The organism is Moorena sp. SIO1G6, assembly GCF_010672795.1.
GTDB classification, from domain to species: Bacteria; Cyanobacteriota; Cyanobacteriia; order Cyanobacteriales; family Coleofasciculaceae; genus Moorena; species Moorena producens.
The window spans coordinates 24,444-30,443 of sequence record NZ_JAAHFZ010000071.1 but is presented as its reverse complement, the minus strand read 5'-3'; the positions used below and the strand labels follow the sequence as shown (position 1 = coordinate 30,443).

Below are 6,000 nucleotides of genomic sequence, written 5' to 3'. Positions count from 1 at the left end.
ATCCCATCAACGACGAGCCAAGAGCCTATTTCGTTTGGGATTTGATTATCTGCGCTCAATTTTCACCAATCTTGACCACCACTTCCCAGCTTTTCTTAACTCTCTCCATTTTTTGTCCTGTACTTAGCTATCAGGTACACATTGTTTCTCCTCTTCCCTGCTCCCTGCTCCCTGCTCCTTACAAACCCAAAACTTTGTACCTAACTGAAGTGCAAACCGCTGTAATTCTAAATAGAATAAAATAATCGGATAAAATACATCATGCAGTATCAAGTTTTTGTTCAGAGTCAATCCGACGATAAGTTTGTGGCATCAGTCATTGGTATGCCAAATTTGACGGTTGAGGGAAAGACGGAGTCAGAGGCAATTTTGAATGTCAAATCTGCCCTAGAAGCACAATTAATTAATGGTAAATTTGTCACTATTGAAGTAAATTTAGACCTTCAGCCAAATGCAGCTAAGCCTCAGATGAGATATGCAGGAATATTTGCCAATGATCCCACATTTGATGATTTTATGGAAAAACTAACTGTGATCCGGGAAGAATCGAATGCAGTAACCGATGAGTGATGACAATGTACATTTTAGATACGGATCACCTCAGTCTTTATGGACGGAATCACCCAGTACTTATTTCACGCCTGTTAGCCTCTCAGGTGGAATTGAGAACAACTGCTATCAATGTTGAAGAACAATTAAGGGGTCGTTTGGCTCAAGTTGCTGAAGCTAAAGATGGAATTACGCTCTCAAATGCTTATCAACGGTTGGTCGAAACGGTGATGCTACTGTCGGAATTTAATATCCTTCAGTATAATCAAAAATCCCGCGATACTTACCAAGGACTCAAAGCGCAACGTATTCGCGTTGGCACTCAAGATTTACGCATTGGATCTATTGCCCTTGCTTACCAGGGTATTCTCTTGACAAGAAACAGGCGAGATTTTGAGAAAATACCTGGACTCACTATACAGGATTGGTCAATTTAGGAGAGGAACAGTCTTCCCTATTCCCTACTCCCTATTCCCTACTCCCTATTCGGTTTAGCTTATGTGTAAACTGCCTATTCTCGAAAACGGCGATCGCTTAACTCGGGTGGAATTTGAACGACGATACCAGGCAATGCCTGATACCAAGAAAGCGGAATTGATTGAAGGAGTCGTTTACGTGGCATCTCCCGTCAGGATCACTAAACATGCCAATCCCCATGGAAAAATCATTACCTGGCTAGGAGTCTATGAAGCCGCTACCCCTGGTGTCATGTTGGGAGACAATCCTACGGTGCAGTTAGATTTTGATAATGAGCCCCAACCGGATGCAATTCTGCGCATTGATCAACAAAAGGGTGGACAGTCCCGCATTAGTGACGATGACTATGTAGAAGGAGCACCGGAGTTGATTGTCGAGATTGCGGCCAGTAGTGCTTCCTACGACCTACATGACAAGCTACGGGCTTACCGGCGCAATGGAGTAAGGGAGTATCTAGTTTGGCTGGTGCAAGAGCAACAGTTTCGCTGGTATGAATTGGATGCAGGGGAGTATGTACAGCAGCAGCCAGATCAGTTGGGGGTGCTGAGCAGTAACGTGTTTCCAGGATTGCAGTTGGCAGTAGAGCCGTTACTAGCTGGGGAAATGCAACGGGTATTGGCAGTGCTTCAGGAGGGGATACAGTCAGAGGCACATCAACACTTTGTGGCTCGATTGGCTCAGTAGCTGATACTTCGGAGATGGCTTTCGCGATTGACCTTCGGTCACGCTTCGCGAACGCAAACAGCAACAAACCCACTGCTGGGACCCTAGGTGACTGACCCAAGTGCTACCCTCAAACTATCAGGTTCAACAGAAGATCATGTACCAAACTGACCCACCGCTTTCTCCCAGCGAAACTATGCCGACTATGTATGACTTACCTAGTGAAGACCCAGAGGAGCCTGGTTTGCCTGACGAATTTCATGACTTCCAACCCCAGCTATTGCGGGAAACCTGCCAACCTCCCAACTATCCCAGGGAGGAGATGTTCATTGGTACAGACCTAAATTTATATTACGATAGTCATAATTTGTTGTGGCACAAACGACCGGATTGGTTTCTGGTATTGGGTGTCACTCCTGCTCAACAACAACAAGATCTGCGCTGGAGTTATGTGGTTTGGCAGGAAGGAAGAGTGCCATTTTTGGTAGTCGAACTCCTATCACCAGGTACCGAAGCTGAAGATTTAGGACAAACCCTAAGGTCTGCCAACAAGCCACCCACCAAATGGCAAGCATATGAACAGTATATGCGCATTCCTTACTATGTGGTCTTTGACCGTTATGAAAACCAGTTGCGGGTGTTTCAATTAATTGTCACTCAGTATCAGGAAGCAGAGCTTTCTGAGCCCAAATTTTGGATTCCAGAACTGGAATTAGGGTTAGGGGTATGGCAAGGAAAATATCAAGAAACACAAGGGTTGTGGCTGCGTTGGTATGATGAAGCTGGTAATTGGATTGAGACTTCAGCAGAACGGGCAGAACGGCAAAACCAACGGGCAGAACAAGAACACCAACGGGCAGAACAAGAACGCCAACGGGCAGAGCGATTGGCAGAAAAATTGCGTACCCTTGGCATCAATCCCGATGATTTATAAGGGGGGTGATCCAACTTCCTAGCTTCCTACTCCCGACTCCCGATTCCCGATTCCCTACTCCCTACTCCCATCAACTCAGGACATGGAAGAATTAACCTTATTACGTCAACTCATTGAAGAAAGAAACTATCATAAAGCCTTAGAAATTGTTGATGAACTAGAAGAAATGTCAAAGGAGGATAAATTAAATAAAATTTATAGCTATGCAGTAATTTTACTATTACATTTAATCAAGCAAGAAGTAGAAAAACGCACGACCCGCTCTTGGGAATTTTCTATTTATAATGCCAGCAAAAATATTAAACGAGTTAACAAACGGCGAAAATCAGGAGGATATTATGCCAATCAAGAGGAATTATTAGAAATTTTAACCGATGCCTTTGAGACAGCCCTAAAAAAAGCAGCATTAGAAGCCTTAGAAGGCAGATATACAGATAGTGAACTCAAAGAAAAGATTGACGAAGATAAAATTAAACAGAAAGCTTTAGGTTTAATTTGTTAACAAGAGGGAGCAGGGAGCAGGGAGTAGGGAGTAGGGAGTAGGGAGTAGGGAGTAGGGTGTGGGCTAAGGGGGTGACAAGCATCATTAATTAGCCTTTGGTTTTATAATCTTTCCTCTCCTCACACTTTCCATACTTCCCACACTTCCCACACTTCCCACACTTCCCACACTCTTCCCCCTATTGCCTATTGCCTATTGCCTATTGCCTATTGCCTACTCCCTCTTCCCTCTTCCCTCTCACCACTGGCATCAAAAACTCCGCCAAGGTCCCCCCATCGACCCCCAACTCACTCCGCTCCTGAGCCGCTAAAATACCAGCTTGGGCATGCCACCAGGCTGCCGTTGCCACTATTGCCTCCAAAGGATGCTCAGACAGAACTGGCTGAGCCAATAAGCCTCCCACTAGTCCCGTGAGGACATCGCCACTCCCCCCTCGGGCTAGAGCTGGTGTACTTTCAGGAATCAGCCACACCGAGCCCCTGGGATTTGCGATCGCACTCCTGGCTCCTTTTAACAACACCACAGAGCGACTCAATTGGGATGCCTTCTGCACAGCCTTGACTCGATCCGGTAACAGTTCTGCAGAATCGGGAAATAAACGTCGGAACTCTCCAACATGAGGGGTTAACACTGTCTGGCCTCGACGCTTCAACAAAGTGGGAATAGTGATCAGTTCCGCCAGGATATTTAAACCATCCGCATCCAAAACAATTGGGCATTGGGCAGCTAAAACCCCTTGCACTATATCCTTAGCATCCTTTGTTAAACCAGGACCACATGCGATCGCATTATAAGTATGATAGCTACCAGAATCACTACCAGAGGGTTGGTTTAACTTCTCTAACACTAACTCAGGCAAAAATCCGTTGGCGTAGCGTGACCTTAGGTCAATCGCACCCGCCGTCGTTTCTGGGCAACCAATTACCACAGCTTCTGGCAAGTGACTGACCACTAGCAGTTTGATAGACTCCGGCACTGCCATTGAAAGCATCCCCACCCCACTAGCACGAGCCCCTAATCCCGCCAAAATTGCTGCCCCTGAATACTGTTTAGAGCCACAAATCAGCAACAGATGGCCCTGTTGGTACTTATGCGTTACCTTAGGGCGAGGTAAAGGCCAAAACTGTTTCGCAACAGTTTCGGTAACTCGGAGCAAATCTGGTGGCTCACCTAAAATGGACCAAATATCCTTGAGGGGAATACCAAAATCAATTAACTGAGCTTCACCAATATAATCCAACCCTTGGTCTTGCAGAAACCCCAACTTCCACAACCCTAAGCATAATGTCCGGGTAGCCCGAACCGCGATGCCCAACACTTCCCCAGTATCAGTGTGTAATCCCGAAGGCAAATCAATACTCACCACCGGTTGTGACCATTGATTCAACAGCTCAACCGCCTCAGCGATACTACCAGAAAGCGATCGCGTCAGTCCAAATCCGAACAAACCATCAATAATCAGGTCACACTCATACAGCGCTTCAATCTCGTCATAAAAAGGAATCCCCAAGCTAACCGCATACCGAGCATGGTAGTCAGTCAATTCCTTCAGTTTCGACAAAGGACGGTAAATGTGGATCTCATACCCCTGTAAATAAAGTTCACGAGCAACAACTAACCCATCGCCCCCATTATGACCAGGACCAACTAACACACCCACTCGCCTATTCTCAGCACAGGGATAAAGACCTTGAATAGAGCGAGTAATCAATCCTGCCACCTTTTCCATCAAAGCTGCTACAGGCATCCCCGCCTCAAAGATGCGCCCTTCAATCTCACGCATCTGCTCAGCAGTTACCACCACTTGTTCAATTAGTTCTCGCCGATTCTGAGACTGCATCAATTCTTAATTCTGCCTTCTTAATTCTTAATTCTTAATTCTGCATTCTACATTCTGCCCCTACCGACCAAAATACACCCGTGCATCCCAACCAGCAGAGCGCAAACGATTACTCCAACGTTCTGCCTCCCCCCGCTTTTTAAACGGACCAACAGCAACATGTTTACCTCTTGGAGCATCTCGTTGGCTGACTAAATCCTGGGCAATCCCAATTTTAACCAATTCCGTTACCATCTCTGGTAACCTCTGAGCATTTCCAGGAATAGCAACAAAATAGCTCCTACCCCTGGATTCTCCTGAATCCCCTGGATTAGAACCAGAACTCACAGAACGACGGTTCGCCAAATCTAATCCTGTTTCTGGATACACCAAACGGGAGCCATAAGTGATCGAGCCAGCGGATGCAAAATTTGGTATGTTGCTCAGATTTGTAGCACCACCATCAAATGCTTGTTGTTCAATGGTTGTGATTCGGGCTGAAATTCCCAAAGCTTCCAAAGCCCGGAGACGGGACTGAGCATTGTAGCGATCCATAAATGTCCCCGCTTGAATCACCCCCTCTCCCTCGCGCACAAACGCTTGTGGTTCAATGTCTTGTACTTGGGATAACAACCAATAACTATCACCCACCACATCAACCCGATAGAGATTAGCGATGGGTCTTGATGGATTAGTTATTGATGGATTAGTTATTGATCTATTAGTGTCGTTGACGTTTAACTCAGGTGGTAATGGTGTATTTTGTGTATTGCTTGACCGGTTGGGTGAGGCGGTCGGCAAAATTAAAGGGGGAGTGTTAACCGATGGTAGAGAAGATGGCGTCATAGTTGGTAAAGGCTCCCCAAAAAATCTCGGTTCTGGTGAAGTTTGGGCAGTAGCTGGCCTCAGATCCGCCATGAATGTTTGCCCAGTCAGTAGCAACAGTAGCCAACCACTTACCTTAACCAGTGTTTTAGGATTTTTGAATTGGTCAGACAGTCTGATCATAATCGGTATTGCACTCTAGTAGAATTAGTAGGTTATATCAATTTAAAT

Annotated in this window: 7 protein-coding genes and 1 pseudogene; 6 read left to right on the top strand and 2 right to left on the bottom strand. The window is 45.9% G+C overall.

Annotation, left to right across the window (positions count from 1 at the left end; translation table 11 throughout):
• From F6K63_RS38105 to F6K63_RS32585, 6 genes and pseudogenes are all read left to right on the top strand, one after another.
• Positions 1 to 127, top strand: a pseudogene (locus F6K63_RS38105) (IS4 family transposase); the annotation flags it as partial.
• A gap of 134 nt (positions 128 to 261) precedes the next feature.
• Complete coding sequence (locus F6K63_RS32605; protein ID WP_287314428.1) at positions 262 to 570, top strand: type II toxin-antitoxin system HicB family antitoxin; 309 nt, start codon at positions 262 to 264, stop codon at positions 568 to 570.
• A 5-nt stretch (positions 571 to 575) separates the two neighbouring features.
• A complete protein-coding gene (locus F6K63_RS32600) occupies positions 576 to 986 on the top strand; it encodes a type II toxin-antitoxin system VapC family toxin (RefSeq protein WP_287314427.1) in 411 nt (136 codons plus the stop codon).
• Positions 987 to 1,047: 61 nt separating this feature from the next.
• Positions 1,048 to 1,710 carry a Uma2 family endonuclease gene (locus F6K63_RS32595; RefSeq protein WP_287314426.1) on the top strand — a complete coding sequence of 221 codons (663 nt, stop codon included), beginning with the start codon at positions 1,048 to 1,050 and terminating at the stop codon, positions 1,708 to 1,710.
• Positions 1,711 to 1,846: 136 nt separating this feature from the next.
• The gene (locus F6K63_RS32590; RefSeq protein WP_071986932.1) at positions 1,847 to 2,623 is read left to right on the top strand and encodes a Uma2 family endonuclease; all 777 of its coding nucleotides are present in this window, start codon (positions 1,847 to 1,849) and stop codon (positions 2,621 to 2,623) included.
• Positions 2,624 to 2,705: 82 nt separating this feature from the next.
• The gene (locus F6K63_RS32585) at positions 2,706 to 3,125 is read left to right on the top strand and encodes a DUF29 family protein (RefSeq protein WP_009149914.1); all 420 of its coding nucleotides are present in this window, start codon (positions 2,706 to 2,708) and stop codon (positions 3,123 to 3,125) included.
• Between the two features lie 199 nt (positions 3,126 to 3,324).
• Here the strand turns inward: F6K63_RS32585 and F6K63_RS32580 are convergent, their stop codons facing one another.
• Together F6K63_RS32580 and F6K63_RS32575 are read right to left on the bottom strand one after the other, a co-directional pair.
• Positions 3,325 to 4,965, bottom strand: coding sequence for an NAD(P)H-hydrate dehydratase (locus F6K63_RS32580; RefSeq protein ID WP_287314425.1), 1,641 nt, complete (start codon positions 4,963 to 4,965; stop codon positions 3,325 to 3,327).
• A 60-nt stretch (positions 4,966 to 5,025) separates the two neighbouring features.
• Complete coding sequence (locus F6K63_RS32575; RefSeq protein WP_287251251.1) at positions 5,026 to 5,952, bottom strand: hypothetical protein; 927 nt, start codon at positions 5,950 to 5,952, stop codon at positions 5,026 to 5,028.
• Positions 5,953 to 6,000 lie beyond the last annotated feature (48 nt).